The organism is Paenibacillus sp. FSL L8-0340, assembly GCF_038593145.1.
In the GTDB taxonomy this organism is placed as follows: Bacteria; Bacillota; Bacilli; order Paenibacillales; family Paenibacillaceae; genus Paenibacillus_AQ.
This window is the reverse complement of the sequence record NZ_CP151967.1, coordinates 4,556,253-4,570,577: the sequence shown is the minus strand read 5'-3', so window position 1 is coordinate 4,570,577 and position 14,325 is coordinate 4,556,253. Positions and strand designations below refer to the sequence as shown.

Below are 14,325 nucleotides of genomic sequence, written 5' to 3'. Positions count from 1 at the left end.
ACCTATTTGAGTACAACGGAAGAAGTAATCCGGATTATCAAAGCCGGTGCAGCTGCTACTATGACGGACGAACAGATCATCCAGCAGGAGATAGATGATTGGCTTTCGTCGCAGGAACGTAAAGATATGCTTGATGGTGAGCGTTATTACCGTAACGGTAATGATATCTTACGGCGGATAAGAAAAACTATTGGCGACGATGGGGAGTTAGTAGAAGCGAAGAATCTGGCAAATAACAAAAACGTCCATGGCTTCTTACGGAAGCTTGTTGATCAAAAAGCGGGATATCTGCTGAGTAAGGAAATGAGCATTCAAACGGAGAACACTGAGTATGATGCGCTGCTGACTGGTATCTTGGATAAAGGGTTCAGACGGATGATGAAAAGTCTGTTGAAGGAATCAATTAAGAAGGGCCGTGCCTGGCTGCATGTCTATTATGACGAAACAGGGCGATTTAGATTCAAACGGTTGCCATCAGAAGAGATCATACCGCTTTGGAAGGATACAGCGCATACCGAACTTGATGCAATAATCCGCGTTTACGAGGTTGACGTGTATGAAGGCAGCACTAAAACAATAAACCGAAAGGTTGAGTTCTGGTACAGCGGGGGCGTAAAGAGATATGACGCTGGTACCATTGATTATGGAATCACTGCACTTGTAGCTGATGTTGAGATGGGCGAAAAGTCCGGTCATTTCGTAGTTGATGATAAGGGCGAAGAAAAGCCGATGAACTGGGAACGAGTCCCCTTCATTTGCTTTAAATACAACGAAGATGAGTTGCCGCTGATAGCGTTACTCAAATCTCTGATTGATGAGTACGATCAAAAAAAATCGGATAACAGTAACAATTTAGAAGACCTCCCCAATAGTGTGTTTGTCATTAAAGGGTATGACGGTACGAATTTAGGGGAGTTCCGGCACAACCTCAGTGTACTCCGAGCCGTAAAGGTATCAGCGGAAGACAATGCTGGAGTGGATACACTGAATTTGGAGATCGACACTGAAGCGTACAAGAATCACATGGATATGACCCGGAATGATATCTATGAATTCGGACGAGGCGTAGATACCCAATCAGATTCATTTGCGACGGCTCCGAGTGGCGAGGCTTTGAAATTTCTCTATGCTGATCTGGACATGGATGCAAACGACATCGAAAATGAGTTCCAAGCGGCACTTGAACAACTATTGTGGTTTGTAAACACTCATGTGGAAAAAACCACTGGCAAAGACTTCTCGAAAGAAACGGTCAATTTCTTGTTTAATCGGGATATCGTAATTAATGAATCCCAAGTAATCACTGATGCTAAAAACAGCGAAGGAATCATTTCCAAAGAAACTCAGCTTGCTAATCATCCATGGGTTACGGATGTGAAGGAAGAACTGAAACGCATGGAGGCTGAGGAAAAAGCAGCCATGGATCGTGCGGAGGAATATGGTGGCTTACCAGATGATAAAGCAGGTTCCGAAACCGGGGCTGATGAAGAATGAGATCAGAGGCCTACTGGTCCAAGCGGATGGAACAGCTTAATGAGTCGCTACTGAATAAAGGTGTTCCATTTACGAAGGCAATGCAGAAGGAATACCGCAAGGCTCAGATATCTATCCAGACCGATGTAAATAATTTTTATCAGCGGTTTGCTGAAAATAACGGGATTGTCAGTCTGTCCGCTGCCAAGCAGGTGCTCAAAGCCGGCGAAATGAAGGAATTCAAATGGACTGTTGAGGATTACATTGCCCGCGGCAAAGAGAATGCGATTGACCAGCGCTGGATGAAGGAACTGGAGAATGCCAGCATCAGGGTGAGGGTGACGCGACTCGAATCGATTCAGTTGCAGATGAAGCAACACATTGAGGAGTTAGCTGCAAAGCGCCTTACAGGCACCACGGAGCTGCTGGGCAGTGTCTATAAGGATGGCTATTACCACAGTATCTTTGAGCTTGAAAAGGGAATCGGGATCGGGGCTTCTTTCGCTAAGATCGATAAGCGGCAGCTGGAGGCTATCTTATCCGCACCGTGGGCTCCGGATGGCAGTAATTTCAGCAGCCGTATATGGACAGACCGGGTGAGGCTTAACGGTGAGCTGCGGAACATATTTACTCAAGGACTTATCCGCGGGGATACATCGAAACAAATGGTTCAGCAGATACAGGATCGGCTGGGAGTCTCCCGCAAGAACGCCGAGAGATTGATACTGACGGAATCGGCCTACTTCGCCGGTCAGGCCAGTCTTGCCGGGTTCAAGGAACTGGGAGTAGAGCAATACCGCTATACTGCCACACTGGATAAACGGACATCGATTACCTGCAGGGACCTTGACGGTAGGGTGTTTGACGTCTCTGATGCTCAACCAGGCGTTAATTTTCCACCGATGCATGTATACTGTCGGTCCACGACCATACCGCACTATGATGACAACATCAAGGAGCGGGTCGCCCGTGACGATGACGGCAAGACATACAAGGTGCCGGAGGATATTACCTATCCTGAGTGGGAGAAGAAATATGCTCCTGAAGCGGCTGAACCGGTCACAGTAGAGTCTCCAGCCAAGCAGTCACCAGAAACACCGCTGCCTACCATTGATATTCCTGGAGCGCCGACAAAGGATGTGCCGATACCGCAGCAACAATCCATGTCCTTGCCTACAATGGATGATTTTGAAACCGGAGTTGAGGAGCCGCGGCGGGGTGTAGTAAACCGGAAATATAATCCGCGTGCCAGCTATTTCGCAGCCCTTCCTGATCTGACGGATGATGTTCTGGAGAAAGTAGCAGATGTGAATCGCGAGGTTGCCCGAAGCGGATACAAGCAAGCTAAAGAAATCGTTGTGATGTTAGATAAGACAACCGGCGAAGAAATTGCCCGCCTATCCGGTTCTGTTAATAAGGTAGAATTCACTCCTGAAGTAGATCGAAAACTCCGGGCAGCTCCACCGCGATCTGTTATCTTAACCCATAACCATCCACGCGGCACACGGGTGAATGTAATGGACTCCACGAATTTGGCGGATTACCTCTCGGTTCAAGCAGTGATTGCCGCCGGGCATAACGGAGGAATAAGCTTTGTTAGCGCAACGGAATCCAGTGCTGACGGCGTGGCGCTTCGTAGCGTACTTCGATCAATATTTTTAGAGGTTGATACCTTGTTACAAAAGGATAAGAAGTATGTTACAATGTCAAAAACAGCACAAGCTGAGTACTTTGATTACCAGGTGCTGCAAAGACTCGCAAAGAAAATGGGGTGGGTATATGAAGAAGACTTCACGGCAACAAAAACCGATCCGCGAATATGATGACGTACCATTGAGTCCGGATTTTAGTAAGACCGGTGATGAATTTGTTGAGCACTTGATGAAGCAACTTCCACCGCTGCCCGATCATCTGAAGGATAAAAACAAAGATCAATCATAGAAGGCACTCTCGCAATTAGGGGAGTGCTTTTTACAACCTGAAAGGGTGATCCAATGGACAAGGATAAGATCCGAGCCTTCTGCGAAGGTCTAATAGAAAGTTACAAAACGTCCGAAGCCATGGTTAATCATGATCGTGGTACCTATGAAGATGAAGTCGCCTTGGAAAAGGAAATTGAGAGTTTGAAAATTGAACTGAATGAGCTTTTGAAATAGAAGCACTCTCCAATATGCGAGGGTGCTTTTTATATTGCCGTCTTTTTGGTATTGCAGACGTTAAAGAACAAGACATCACCGGACGCGACCGGGATAACAAGCGAAGATGAAACGGAGGAATCGTTAATGAATAAAGAGCAATTTGTTGCGTTGGGATTGTCAGAGGAACAAGCAGATAAAGCCGCCGTCGCTAGTCAGGAAGAACTTAAGGGATTTGTACCGAAAGCCCGCTTTGATGAGGTGAACGAGGCGAAGAAGCAGGCCGAAAAAGGAAACACAGATCGGGATAAGCAACTAGAAGACCTGAAAAAGTCTACTGGTGACAGTGCAGCCCTTCAAGAGCAGATTACAACTCTGCAGGCCGATAATAAGGCGGCAACAGAGAAATATGAAGCTGATCTAAAGAAACTTAAATTGAGTACCGCCGTCAAATTGGCGCTGGCTGGTGAAGCGCATGACCCGGATATCGTGGCGGGGTTGTTGGATAAGACCAAAATCGAGTTGGACGACAGCGGCGCCGTGAAAGGCGGGCTGGAAGACCAAGTAAAGGCCCTGCGGGAAAGCAAGGGCTTTTTGTTTGTGGAAAAAGAACCTGAGACAACTCCCAAGCCTAAGGGGTGGACGCCACCTGAAGGTAAACCGAAAGGCTCAGACTCTCAGATCAACCCTTGGAAAAAGGAAACTTTCAATCTTACTGACCAGGGGCGTATTATCCGTGAAAACCCAGATTTAGCTAAGCAAATGCAAGCAGCAAGCAAGTAATACAAATAAACTATGAGGTGATGTAAATGCCAGCAACACGTATTACCGATGTAATTGTCCCTGAAGTATTTAACCCGTATCTGATTCAACGCACTGCGGAATTGTCCGCTCTGGTACAAGCCGGTATTATCGTTCCGGATCCTGAGCTAGATAAGTTGGCTGCTACAGGAGGCACAATCCTCCAAATGCCTTTTTGGAATGACTTGGCCGGAGAATCCGAAATTCTAAGCGACAGCAACCCACTGACAGTTAACCCGATTACGTCCAACAAAGACTACGCTCGTCTGCATGCGCGTGGTAAAGCCTGGGGAGCGAATGACTTAGCAAAGGCTCTATCTGGTGATGATCCAATGCGGGCCATCGCTGACCTTGTAGCGGCATGGTGGAATCGTGACCATCAACGGATGTTGTTTTCTACTCTTAAAGGAGTGTTTACATCTCCAAGCTTGGCGGGTAACGTACACAACATTTCTACAGCTTCCGGAGCTGCAGCTACAATCAGCGCTTCTACAACGGTTGATGCACAGGGCAAATTGGGCGATGCTTCGGATAAGCTTACTGCCTTTTCAATGCACAGCGCTGTTAAGAATAAACTGATTAAGGACCAACTGATTGAGTATCAACTTGATCCAGTAACAGGCGTTAAGGTAGAGAGCTATTTGGGCAAAAGAGTTGTTGTCGATGATGGACACCCAAATGCAAATGGAGTCTACACAACATTCCTTTATGGACCAGGAGCTGTTGGTTTCGGTAATGGAGCCGCACCTGTGCCGACTGAAGTTGGCCGTGAGAAGCTTGCGGGTAACGACTTCCTGATTAACCGAAGACACTTCATTCTTCATCCACGCGGTATTAAGTGGGTTGAGAATGCGGTAGCCGGCGTTTCTCCGACAAATGCTGAATTAGAAGCCGCAGATAACTGGGAACGGGTATACGAAAACAAAAATATTCGGATTGTGCAATTCGTTCACAAAATCTAAGGAGGTATGACTCATGCCTGATTTGAGCCATTTAAAAGCACGTACAACACCAGTAGGTAAGATTATAGGTGTCATTGAGTATCTGGAAACACTTGAACCTGAGGGAGGAGGCCCCACAGGGGTTACCGCCGCAAATATCACTGACGCTACAGCCGTTGGTCGACAGGTAATAACTGCAGCCAACCCTGCGGCCGTTCGTACAACAATCGGTGCGGGCACATCAAACCTAGCGATTGGTACTACCAACACAACAGCAAAGGCAGGGGATTACGCGCCTCCTAATGCAGCGCCTGCCGTGCGCGGGCTTGTACTGCAAGCTGCTGCATCACCTGATACCGCCGCCACGGATGTTGCCGGTGTGCTTGCGGAGCTGCGTGACCTCAAGGTCAAGCTCAAAGCAGCTGGTATTATGGCTTAATATGGATATGGATGTTTTCTTGATGAAGTTAAAAAAGTTGCTGACCATTCCGCAAGATGATGTATCCAAGGATGGTCAGCTTCTTTTTGCTTTGGAGACGATCATTCAGGCCATTAAGACATATTGCAACATACCAGAGATTCCATCTGAGTTGAATAATGTGGTCCTACAGATTGTAGAGGATTATTACCGGACGAAGTATCCAACAGAGTTTGAACAGACAGCCCCAGCCGTCACCAGCATCAAGCGCGGGGATGTTACTACAGCATTCGGATCGGCAAAGGCTACAGTAACGGTCGGCTCCGGGGCTGCATTCGTGCGGAATTATGCGGCTCAGCTGCAGGCGTTCCGTAGATTGAGGTGGTAGTATGCAATTCGGCAATATACCAGCGGAGCGGGCGGCCATCGAGAGTACCTATGAAGGGTTGGCTACAGTCTTTGAAATGCAGAATGTCAAAGACCCAGAGACAGGCAAGACACGGCAGCAACCGGTGATGGTGCTGAATGAAGAACCATGTGCACTGTCTCAGACCTCCTTGCCTTCATCTACACAGACAGTGACGGTGAACCAAGTAAACTATGATGGCAAGCTGTTCATTTCCCCTGATGTGATTATCCAGCCCGGCAGCCGGATCACAGTGACACAAAACGGAATGCTCTTTCACGGAGAACAGACTGGAAAGGCATTCCGTTATCCTACCCATCAGGAAATCAAGTTGAAAGAGATCCTTAACGCATGAGCGGGCTGGGGAAATTTGATTTCTCTGATTTTAAGAAGCTGCAGAAGAACCTTCAGCGGATGCAGAAAGAGTTTCCGGCTTTTATGGAAGACTGCATCAGGGAGCTGGCCGGGCGGTTACTGGCGAAAACGGTAGAACGAACGCCTGTGAGAACAAATTGGCTTCGTGAACACTGGCAACTAGGTGAAATCGTTAGGCTACCAGGAGGGGGCGTACACGTTGAGATTGTGAATAATGTGGAATACGCTCTTTACGTGGAGTACGGTCACGTCACCCGGCTCCGCACCGGTTGGGTCAATGGTAAGTTTATGCTGACTTTATCTGAGCAAGAGCTGGAGCGGGAGCTGCCGGGCATTATGGAGCGAAAGCTGAAAAAATACATGGAGAAGCACTTGGGGCGGTGAGTATGCAGGATATCAAAAACGCACTCATAAAGAAGCTTTCGTTATTTACTCCGGAGTATCCGGTATATGACGAAGCCGTGGAGCAGGGCATGCAGCAGCCGTGCTTTTTTGTGCTGCTCATGGAATCCAGCCAGAACCGGGAGATTAACCGGAGGTATCGGCGATTCAATTCCTTTGATGTACATTTCTTCCCGGACCCGAAGGCGACCGCGCCGCGCGAAGCCTGTGAGATCATGGCCGAACGGCTGTACTCAGAAATTGAGTATGTGAGGGGCAGCGAGGGCGGTTATCGGGGAACTGGTATGCGTCACGAAATCGTGGACGGAGTTCTGCATTTCTTCGTCCAATACAATTACCATCTATTCCGGGTAAAGGATCCGGGTATCAAAATGCAGACTATGACACAAGGAGGCGGTCTGAAGTGAAAGAGCAAAGTTCAAAAGTGGCGACGAGCACTGAAAGCGCGCCTGTTGCAGAAGCCTCTGAGGCTTCATACACCAAGGAGCAATTTTTAGGGTCAGCTAAGTACTCCCATCAAGATAAGGACGTATTTGCGGCCCTGCTGGAAGAGGAACGGCTATATACCGTTACTGAAGCACAGCAAGTAATTGAAGACTTTAAGAACAAGGAGGCGAAGTAAATGGCTGGAGGCACATGGACACTACAGAACAAAGTAAGACCAGGTGTATATATCAACGTCGAATCGTCCGGCGGTACACTTGGCGCAGCTGGAAGCCGCGGCACTGCCAGTTTGGCGCTGTCGCTGCCATGGGGTGCAGCTAAGGTCATTACACCGATCGTAGCCGGCGAGGATACTATGACCAAGCTGGGGTTTGACCTTACTGCACCGGAGCTGCTGCTTGTACGTGAGGCGCTAAAACGGGCCCGGACAGTGCTGCTATACAAACTCAACGAAGGCACAAAGGCAGCGGCTACAGCCGGAGCACTGACGGCCACAGCCAAATACGGCGGTACCCGCGGCAATGCGCTGAGTATTGTTGTGCAGCCTAATCTGGACGACAATACGAAGTTTGATGTCAAAACATTGTTGGATGGTGCGGTAGTAGATACACAGCTGGTGGCCAATATCGCCGGGCTGGTGACTAATGATTGGGTGGCATGGAGCGGATCCGGCGAACTTACGGCTTCCGCTGGTGCACCATTGATTGGTGGTGCGGACGGCTCGGTAACAAATGCCGACCATACCGCTTTCCTGGGCGCGCTGGAGCTGTATGACTTCCAGACAGTGGCTTTACCTTCTACGGACAATGCCCTCAAGGCGGTATACGCAGCCTTTATCCGCCGTCTTCGTGATAGTGAGGGGAAGAAGGTACAGGCCGTCCTGGAGAACTATCCTACAGCAGACAATGAAGGTGTAATCAGCGTTAAGAATGGTGTAGTGCTATCAGATGGAACAACGCTGACAGCAGCCCAGGCAACGGCGTGGGTAGCAGGAGCAACGGCCGGAGCGGAAATGAATGAGTCTCTCACCTATTCTGCCTATGACGATGCCGTGGATGTAGCTCCGCGTTATACTAACGCCCAGATCGAAGCGGCCCTAACTGCCGGTGAATTTCTCTTCACACCGTCAAATAACCGGGCTGTGGTAGAACAGGATATTAATACATTTTTAAGCTATACACCAAAGAAAAATAAATCCTTCCACAAGAACCGGGTTATCCGGGTCCTAGATGGATTCGCTAACGATACGAAGCGGATTTTCGAGTCCTCTTACATTGGCAAGGTCAGCAATAACGTAGACGGCCGAGCGCTATTCCGGAAAGAGCTCGTAGTATATGCGGATAATCTGCAGAGTATCGGTGCAATTCAGAATTTCGATGCTCAGACAGATATCACGGTGCTGCCGGGCGTCGATTCAGACTCAATATATGTCGAGGCCAACATTCAGCCGGTTGACTCCATAGAAAAAGTCTATATGAAAGTGCAGGTGAAATAAGATGGAATTTTTGAAAGCCGGAGATACAATCAGCGGTCAAGAGGGCCGGGCATATGCTACGATTAACGGTCAAGTTGAAGAGATGTTCTATATCAAAACAATAGAAGCTAAAGCTGAAAAAAATAAGGCTGAAGTGAAAACTCTCGGTCGTCGCGGCACACAGCATAAAACTACGGGATGGTCTGGCACTGGTAATATGACAATTTACTATGTGACAAGCCTTTTTCGAAAGCTGATGATCGATTATATCAAAACCGGTAGGGATACCAACTTTGATATTACGGTAGTTAATGAAGATCCGGGGTCATCAATCGGTTCACAAACAGTAACTCTACTGGGTGTCAACCTAGACAGTGTGGTCATGGCTTCCCTAGATACAGAATCGGAAGCCCTGGAAGAAGATGTGGATTTCACATATGAAGACATCGACATGGGTCAAATGTTTAACGCACCAGCTAACTAAAATAAATTACAGGAGGAATGATTGATATGAACTTGCAGGATTTTTTGAATGCTAACCCAGTTGACGGTCTGACAGAGGAAGTCGCGGTTTCCCCGCGCTTCAAAGACAAAGACGGAAAGCCACTTCTGTTTAAAATCAAGGCAATGACTGATGCCGAGTTCAATGATTTGCGGAAAGGTTGCACGAATGTAAGGAAAGGACGGAAGGTTGAATTTGATTCTGGGAGATTTAATCTTCAAACTGTAATTCGAAATACCGTAGAACCGAACTTCAAGGACGCTGCAAGTATCAAATCTCTTGGTTGTAATACACCCGATGAATACGTTCAGAAGGTGCTGCTGGCAGGAGAAGTCGCTACGCTGGCACAGCGGATCAGCGAGCTGAGCGGATTTGACGTAGATATGTCCGACTTGGTTGAAGAAGCAAAAAACTAATCAAGGAGGATAGCGAGGCGTCTTACGCTTACTACATCCTCCATCAACTTAAAAAGTGGCCACATGAGTTTTTGGCCCTTCCTTTACGGGAAAGGGCCTTTGTAATGGCTTCTATTAATGAAAAGGTTGAGAAGGAAAAAAAAGAAGCAGCAAAAGCAAAAAAATAAGAAAATTAATATTCACAATTTCCGATATAAGGTATTATAGAAAATATTACCTTACGTTGGAGGTTTAGAGATGAAAGTATTTAAACGAGGAGCTGCAATCTTTTTCTTCGTAGCCTGTCTTACAGCGGTTCTAGTCATGGTGACAGAACCAAAATCTGCTTCTGGCGGAATATTTCCAGCTGTTGTCACCTTTTTGATTGGTGTTTTATTATGGAGAAGTTCAAGCAAGACAACGAGTCCAAAAAAAGTAAAAGGAACCAATACTCCTGGGTTATCAGGAATGTTGCATGTTGAAGGACTTCCACTAGCAGAGAAAACAAATTGCCATCTAGCAATTATAAATGATCAGCTTGTGATTTCAGGTGGAGGAGCTGAAGTATCGGTTAACCTATCACAAATCGGAGCAGCGGAAGTCAAAACGGATGTCGAAATTGCGCATTACGTTACCAGCAGTGCGGCAAAAGGGATTACTGGCGGATTGCTCTTCGGTCCTATAGGGCTGGTGGTCGGTTCGAGGGCGAAGGGCAAAGAGAAACGGACAGCTACGCCGTATTTAATCATAAATTACACTAATTCTGATAATGAACTTTCAGCACTGATGTTCGATGCTAGTCAAAATTCTTGGGGGCTAAATAAGTTTCTGCATAAGCTTCAACCTTTAATCTCTAACAATCCTAAACGAATTGTACAATTATAGTCTAAGTCGCCTTTAAGGCGGCTTTTTTCTTTGTCTCTGTGGGAGGTGAAAATATGACAACTGTATCCGCGACGATTCAAATTATGGACCAGGCAAGTAAGTCATTTCAACGAATGACCAATCAAGTCGTGGAGACGACTATCCGAATGGAACGACTTAAGCGAGTCGTGGAAGCTCCGTTTGAGTTGAGGGTTGATGCTTCTGCAGCAGAGACTGCAATACAGCGGGTTCGTTCAACTCTCGGATCTTCATCACGTACAATCGATATAATTATAGACTCAGAGAATATTATGCAAAGCATATCACGAATTCAATCTGCCATTAGATCTCGTTTATCCGACACAGTTGTGCAGGTTACATTTAATACAGCCGATATTCTGCAGAGAGCTCAGGCAATCCGTCAGCAGATTGAGACTAACTTTCGAGACATACGAGCAAGTGTAGAATTGGAAATGCCCGCTGGGTTACGAACGATGTTCTCAAGCTTGCAGCGGATGGTTGCGCGGATAGCTCAATCAATAGATCGATTAAATGCTAGAATTCGCACTGATTCCACCAACGCCACACAGCTTACAGCCGCTTTGGAACGAATTGCTAGGTTAGAACGACAAATTGTTGATTTGCAAGGACAGAACAACCGGCAATTTGTCACTGCTGGTAACTCTACTCGAAGTTGGTGGGATCAACTACAAAATGTGGCGAGCGCATTTTACTTGATTCAAGGCGCATTGCATAGCATTAAATCCTTGACCGATGTTTCCGATTCATACATTAATACTCGTGCGCGGCTTGATTTGATTAATAATGGACTGCAGACAACCGCCGAATTACAAGAGAAAATCTTTCAATCTGCCAAACGAGCTCGGGGGAGTTATACCGACATGGCTGGTGTAATCGGGAGAATGGGTACACTTGCGGGAGATGCATTTAAATCGAATGATGAACTTATTGCATTTACAGAACTGATGCAGAAGTCTTTCCGGGTTGGTGGCAGTGGAACGATGGAACGACAGGCCGGTATGTATCAGTTATCTCAGGCTATGGCGGCCGGAAAGCTTCAAGGAGACGAATTTCGGAGTATCATGGAAAATGCTCCGATGTTGGCAGCTGCTATTGCCGATGTTACCGGTAAGACTAAGGGCCAATTGAAAGAAATGAGTGCCGACGGCACAATCACGGCGGATGTAATTAAAGCAGCTATGTTTAATGCTGCAGATGATATTAATAAAAAATTCGCAACTATGCCTAGAACATTTGGAGACATGATGACTGAATTGCAAAACTTTGCTCTCCAAACATTCGGACCGTTAATCCAGCGTATTAACGATATGTTAAACAGCCCAGGTGGAGCGGTATTTATAGAAAACTTCAAATCGGGAATTGCAGATGCTGCTGATTTTGCAAATGGTCTATTGAATGCAATGATCAACCTTTATAATTTCATGTCAAGTTCGTGGCCTTTGCTGGAGCCTATTATTTTGGGGATTGTAACTGCATTAGGTTTATACAAGCTGGCGTTAATGGCAATTGCCATTTGGACAGGAGTGTCGACAGCGGCTGAAATTATTGCTACATCTATCAAAGCCGCCTACACGGGCGCTACTCTTGCTCAGACTAATGCCACAGTTGCAGCTGCCGCAGCCCAATGGGGCCTTAACACAGCGATACTTGCTAGTCCTATCACATGGATTATTCTTGGGATTATAGCCTTGATTGCTATTTTTTATCTTGTAATAGCTGCAATTAATAAATTTGCTGGTACGTCGATTTCGGCTACTGGAGTTATTGCTGGCGCGTTTACTGCGGTAGGGGCCTTTATCAGTAATTTGTTTTTTGGATTACTAGAACTGGTTTTTGGAGTTGTAGAATTTTTCTTTGATATTTGGAATAGCTTCGCCAACTTCTTCGGGAATCTATTTAACGATCCTATTGGAGCTGTAATTAATTTATTTGCTGATTTGGCAGACAGTGTGCTGGGCATTTTGGAAAAGATAGCATCAGCAATGGATTTTATTTTCGGTAGTAAAATGGCAAGCTCGGTTGCCGGCTGGAGATCAGGTCTCGGTGAACTAGCTGAGACTGCAGTACGGACATACGGGAATGGAAAATATAAGGATAGGGTCAATGATCTGGATATAGACAACCTACTAGAGGAATCAGGTCTTGGCCTGGAGCGATTCAATTATGGGGATGCATACAATAAAGGTTACGACTGGGGCGCTGATCTTTTTGGTGGTGATGATCAAGGTGGAGCTGCAATTAAGGCAGCGAAGAGCGCTGCAGATTCATTTACTAAGTTGCCTCCTGGAGCAGCTACCGCAGCAAAAATTCAAGCCGGCGACAAAAAAGGCAAAGACAAAAAAATAAAAGCCGTGGGTGAGATTGAGAAGCCGGTTGATATCTCAAAGGAGGACCTCAAAATCATGCGGGACGTCGCAGAGATGAAGAACATCCAGAACTTTGTCACGTTGACACCTACGGTACAGGTGAAGACGGGACCAGTAAACAGTGAGGCGCATGTAGATTCCATTGTCAAAAAGATAGGAAAAGTGCTTACTGAGGAAATTGCCTCAACGGCGAAGGGAGTTCTTAATTAAGGGCGGGGAAAATAGATATTAAGACGCCACGCGCAGAAAAGGAAGGCAGCCCAGATGACTGCCCCCATGTCACAACGACTGTATAAAGAACTCAGGGCTTCTTTTCATTTAGTTTATTGTGATACTCGTTGAGTGCCAATACAGATACCCTAGCAGCTACATTGAGCAGCGCTTCTGCAAACTTGCGCTCGTCATCATCGCTATTTTTTAAAGGTACGGATTCTTGAAATTTTCTTTTAATCACAATTTCGATATCCTCAAAATCTTCAGGCGTTAACATATAACACCTCCTTTCAGAATATTTGGTATGTCCGAACAACTACCAGTATTCGACAGAAAAGGGGGTATTCCTCTATAGATCGGAGGTGAGCTTGTGGCCGATGGCTACAGCATTGAACTCAGTTTTAACAATCGTGCCATTTGGTTTGAGATTCCCGTTCTTCCAGAAGAGATCGAAATCTCTGGCGAAGGGGACGGGGAAACCTACTCCATCACAGATTTGGGCCAGATCAATGTGATTAAGGCCCCGGGACTAAAAACGATTAACTTTGAAAGCTTTTTCCCTGCGATCCAGCCAGGCGGAACGGTGCCCAGTTATGTTACCTCCGCCAATTGGGGGGAGCCTGCCGATTATATTCAGCTAATTGAGGACTGGATGAATAAGCGGAGGCCGATCCGGTTTATTTTTACCAGCCAGGGACTAAAGATCAATCTAGCGGTGAGTATTGAGATTTTCAATTATAAAGAGGTTGCCGGGCGCCCGGGCGATTTTGAATATGAGTTGGAGCTGAAGGAGTATGTTTTCTACGCCGCTAAAAAAGTGACGCTGAAGACGAAACCAACGGCCAGTGGTACCGGCACCAAGACTACCACGAAGAAAGAGCCGGCCAAGCGGCCAGACGAACGGGCAAAGTCGAAAACGGTCGCCGTGAAGTCCGGGGATACCTTAATGAAGATTGCTAATCGAGAGCTGGGCGACGGCGGGCGATGGAAAGAGATCCAAAAACTAAACGGGCTGACGGATGCACAGCTGAAGACGCTGAGAATTGGCTCTGTCCTGAAGCTCCCGGGGTGATC

The 14,325-nt window shown here is 46.8% G+C and carries 18 protein-coding genes; 17 read left to right on the top strand and 1 reads right to left on the bottom strand.

The window, feature by feature from the left end:
• Positions 1-6 precede the first annotated feature (6 nt).
• The 16 genes from NST07_RS20620 to NST07_RS20545 all read left to right on the top strand — a co-directional run bounded on the left by NST07_RS20620 (position 7) and on the right by NST07_RS20545 (position 13,248).
• On the top strand, positions 7-1,494 hold the full coding sequence (locus NST07_RS20620; RefSeq protein WP_342480057.1) for a phage portal protein: 1,488 nt from the start codon (positions 7-9) through the stop codon (positions 1,492-1,494).
• Positions 1,491-3,296, top strand: a complete 1,806-nt coding sequence (locus NST07_RS20615) for a minor capsid protein (protein ID WP_342480056.1) — start codon at positions 1,491-1,493, stop codon at positions 3,294-3,296. Before NST07_RS20620 ends, NST07_RS20615 begins: the two co-directional genes overlap by 4 nt.
• Positions 3,297-3,467: 171 nt before the next feature.
• Positions 3,468-3,629, top strand: a complete 162-nt coding sequence (locus NST07_RS20610) for a hypothetical protein (RefSeq protein WP_342480055.1) — start codon at positions 3,468-3,470, stop codon at positions 3,627-3,629.
• Between the two features lie 126 nt (positions 3,630-3,755).
• Complete coding sequence (locus tag NST07_RS20605) at positions 3,756-4,391, top strand: phage scaffolding protein (protein ID WP_342480054.1); 636 nt, start codon at positions 3,756-3,758, stop codon at positions 4,389-4,391.
• Between the two features lie 26 nt (positions 4,392-4,417).
• Positions 4,418-5,371, top strand: a complete 954-nt coding sequence (locus tag NST07_RS20600; RefSeq protein ID WP_342480053.1) for a major capsid protein — start codon at positions 4,418-4,420, stop codon at positions 5,369-5,371.
• A gap of 13 nt (positions 5,372-5,384) precedes the next feature.
• A complete protein-coding gene (locus tag NST07_RS20595; protein WP_342480052.1) occupies positions 5,385-5,789 on the top strand; it encodes a hypothetical protein in 405 nt (134 codons plus the stop codon).
• A 22-nt stretch (positions 5,790-5,811) separates the two neighbouring features.
• Positions 5,812-6,156 (top strand): phage head-tail connector protein, encoded by a 345-nt coding sequence (locus NST07_RS20590; protein ID WP_342480051.1) that lies wholly within the window; start codon positions 5,812-5,814, stop codon positions 6,154-6,156.
• Between the two features lies 1 nt (position 6,157).
• The gene (locus NST07_RS20585) at positions 6,158-6,529 is read left to right on the top strand and encodes an ABC transporter ATP-binding protein (RefSeq protein ID WP_342480050.1); all 372 of its coding nucleotides are present in this window, start codon (positions 6,158-6,160) and stop codon (positions 6,527-6,529) included.
• Positions 6,526-6,933, top strand: a complete 408-nt coding sequence (locus tag NST07_RS20580; protein WP_342480049.1) for an HK97 gp10 family phage protein — start codon at positions 6,526-6,528, stop codon at positions 6,931-6,933. The genes NST07_RS20585 and NST07_RS20580 overlap by 4 nt, the downstream gene beginning before the upstream one ends.
• A gap of 2 nt (positions 6,934-6,935) precedes the next feature.
• Positions 6,936-7,358: a DUF6838 family protein gene (locus NST07_RS20575; RefSeq protein WP_342480048.1), complete on the top strand. Its 423-nt coding sequence runs from the start codon at positions 6,936-6,938 to the stop codon at positions 7,356-7,358.
• Positions 7,355-7,573, top strand: a complete 219-nt coding sequence (locus NST07_RS20570) for a hypothetical protein (protein ID WP_342480047.1) — start codon at positions 7,355-7,357, stop codon at positions 7,571-7,573. The genes NST07_RS20575 and NST07_RS20570 overlap by 4 nt, the downstream gene beginning before the upstream one ends.
• Positions 7,574-8,890, top strand: a complete 1,317-nt coding sequence (locus NST07_RS20565) for a phage tail sheath family protein (RefSeq protein ID WP_342480046.1) — start codon at positions 7,574-7,576, stop codon at positions 8,888-8,890. It begins immediately after the preceding gene.
• A 1-nt stretch (position 8,891) separates the two neighbouring features.
• Complete coding sequence (locus NST07_RS20560; RefSeq protein WP_342480045.1) at positions 8,892-9,353, top strand: phage tail tube protein; 462 nt, start codon at positions 8,892-8,894, stop codon at positions 9,351-9,353.
• A 26-nt stretch (positions 9,354-9,379) separates the two neighbouring features.
• Positions 9,380-9,787, top strand: a complete 408-nt coding sequence (locus tag NST07_RS20555; protein WP_342480044.1) for an XkdN-like protein — start codon at positions 9,380-9,382, stop codon at positions 9,785-9,787.
• 237 nt (positions 9,788-10,024) lie between these two features.
• Positions 10,025-10,651 (top strand): hypothetical protein, encoded by a 627-nt coding sequence (locus NST07_RS20550; RefSeq protein ID WP_342480043.1) that lies wholly within the window; start codon positions 10,025-10,027, stop codon positions 10,649-10,651.
• Between the two features lie 53 nt (positions 10,652-10,704).
• Positions 10,705-13,248, top strand: a complete 2,544-nt coding sequence (locus tag NST07_RS20545; RefSeq protein WP_342480042.1) for a tape measure protein — start codon at positions 10,705-10,707, stop codon at positions 13,246-13,248.
• A 91-nt stretch (positions 13,249-13,339) separates the two neighbouring features.
• Here NST07_RS20545 and NST07_RS20540 read toward each other — a convergent pair whose 3' ends face one another.
• Positions 13,340-13,528, bottom strand: a complete 189-nt coding sequence (locus tag NST07_RS20540) for a hypothetical protein (RefSeq protein ID WP_342480041.1) — start codon at positions 13,526-13,528, stop codon at positions 13,340-13,342.
• 93 nt (positions 13,529-13,621) lie between these two features.
• Between NST07_RS20540 and NST07_RS20535 the strand changes: the two genes are divergently transcribed.
• Entirely contained in the window at positions 13,622-14,323 is a 702-nt protein-coding gene (locus NST07_RS20535) for a LysM peptidoglycan-binding domain-containing protein (RefSeq protein ID WP_342480040.1), read from the top strand.
• Positions 14,324-14,325: the final 2 nt, after the last annotated feature.

Bases quoted from the DNA above. Each gene is read 5' to 3' on its own strand.
- NST07_RS20615 (WP_342480056.1), top strand. From the start codon at position 1,491: ATGAGATCAGAGGCCTACTGGTCCAAGCGGATGGAACAGCTTAATGAG.
- NST07_RS20610 (WP_342480055.1), top strand. From the start codon at position 3,468: ATGGACAAGGATAAGATCCGAGCCTTCTGCGAAGGTCTAATAGAAAGT.
- NST07_RS20605 (WP_342480054.1), top strand. From the start codon at position 3,756: ATGAATAAAGAGCAATTTGTTGCGTTGGGATTGTCAGAGGAACAAGCA.
- NST07_RS20600 (WP_342480053.1), top strand. From the start codon at position 4,418: ATGCCAGCAACACGTATTACCGATGTAATTGTCCCTGAAGTATTTAAC.
- NST07_RS20595 (WP_342480052.1), top strand. From the start codon at position 5,385: ATGCCTGATTTGAGCCATTTAAAAGCACGTACAACACCAGTAGGTAAG.
- NST07_RS20590 (WP_342480051.1), top strand. From the start codon at position 5,812: ATGAAGTTAAAAAAGTTGCTGACCATTCCGCAAGATGATGTATCCAAG.
- NST07_RS20585 (WP_342480050.1), top strand. From the start codon at position 6,158: ATGCAATTCGGCAATATACCAGCGGAGCGGGCGGCCATCGAGAGTACC.
- NST07_RS20580 (WP_342480049.1), top strand. From the start codon at position 6,526: ATGAGCGGGCTGGGGAAATTTGATTTCTCTGATTTTAAGAAGCTGCAG.
- NST07_RS20575 (WP_342480048.1), top strand. From the start codon at position 6,936: ATGCAGGATATCAAAAACGCACTCATAAAGAAGCTTTCGTTATTTACT.
- NST07_RS20565 (WP_342480046.1), top strand. From the start codon at position 7,574: ATGGCTGGAGGCACATGGACACTACAGAACAAAGTAAGACCAGGTGTA.
- NST07_RS20560 (WP_342480045.1), top strand. From the start codon at position 8,892: ATGGAATTTTTGAAAGCCGGAGATACAATCAGCGGTCAAGAGGGCCGG.
- NST07_RS20555 (WP_342480044.1), top strand. From the start codon at position 9,380: ATGAACTTGCAGGATTTTTTGAATGCTAACCCAGTTGACGGTCTGACA.
- NST07_RS20550 (WP_342480043.1), top strand. From the start codon at position 10,025: ATGAAAGTATTTAAACGAGGAGCTGCAATCTTTTTCTTCGTAGCCTGT.
- NST07_RS20545 (WP_342480042.1), top strand. From the start codon at position 10,705: ATGACAACTGTATCCGCGACGATTCAAATTATGGACCAGGCAAGTAAG.
- NST07_RS20540 (WP_342480041.1), bottom strand. From the start codon at position 13,528: ATGTTAACGCCTGAAGATTTTGAGGATATCGAAATTGTGATTAAAAGA.